At 50.8% G+C, this 1022-nt stretch carries 1 protein-coding gene; it reads right to left on the reverse strand.

What is annotated here, in order from left to right:
- Nucleotides 1-782: IS110 family transposase (locus ACO0LF_RS31300; RefSeq protein ID WP_423021296.1), on the reverse strand; the 782-nt coding region annotated here is incomplete at its 3' end.
- Nucleotides 783-1022 lie beyond the last annotated feature (240 nt).

The following is a 1022-nucleotide window of genomic DNA, read 5'->3' on the forward strand; positions in this document are numbered from 1 at the left end:
GCCATACCAGCGTTAAATAGCAAGCGGCGCCCTTCAGCAGGGCCTCGCTTGGATAACCTCCTGCGGCCACGTTTTTGACCAGAGTCACACGGACGTGGATCCATACCGACAAATGCAACGACGGCATCACTGTTTGTGAAACGAACGCGATCAAACAGATTGGCCAGCCAGGAGCTGGTTAATAGCCCGACTCCTGCAATGGATTGCAAGCGACAGACTTGTTCATCCCGGTTGGGAATATCCTTATTCAATGCGGCAATGTCCAGATCGATTTGCTTGAGTAAATCTGTAAAGTTATCTAAAAGCTTGGCTGATTTCACTTTCAGTGACGGCGCTCCATCACAGGTCAGGCGGAATGCGGTCTTCAGGGAAACAATTTTAGCCCTGCGTTTAAGCAACTCATCCATTGTACGTTGCTCGGGCGTAGCAGGTTCATAGCGACGCAGCTCCTTGACTTCATGGGACAGGTAACGTGCAATGAGCATGGCATCGACGTTGTCAGTCTTGGCACGAGCCCCAACCCCTTTCGCATAATGACGGGTATCTTTAGGGTTGAGCACATAAACATGCAAGCCCATCTGGAAAGCCAGGTCAGCCAGCACCCGGTGATAGGCGCCGGTTGCTTCCATCGCAATAGACGAGCCAGGCGGCAGTTGTTTCAGGAATTTCTTTAAAGCAGCTAATTCATTAGCAACAGCACGCACCGGGAAACTGCTTTCCGAGCAGGCGATAACGACCTCAGATTTCGCCACATCAACACCTATGAATAACGGGGATTGCATGATTGCCTCCTTATCGTTAAAGTGAGAATGTTGGGGTGGCCACTTCTTCACGTTAGCTTGCACATATCGGCGGTATTGGTTGGCAGGCCTATTGACCGCTGGATTCCTCATCGACGTTGAAGAGGTGGGGTGGGAGAGTTCTAATCGAGTCTGTCAGCTAAAACTGCAGATGCGCAGCGTTGTCCCTCCACCCCAACGCTTTCTAGTTTCCCAGAAATCGTCACTTATAACCATACAAGC

This window comes from Undibacterium sp. Di27W (assembly GCF_049340345.1).
Taxonomy (GTDB): domain Bacteria; phylum Pseudomonadota; class Gammaproteobacteria; order Burkholderiales; family Burkholderiaceae_D; genus Undibacterium.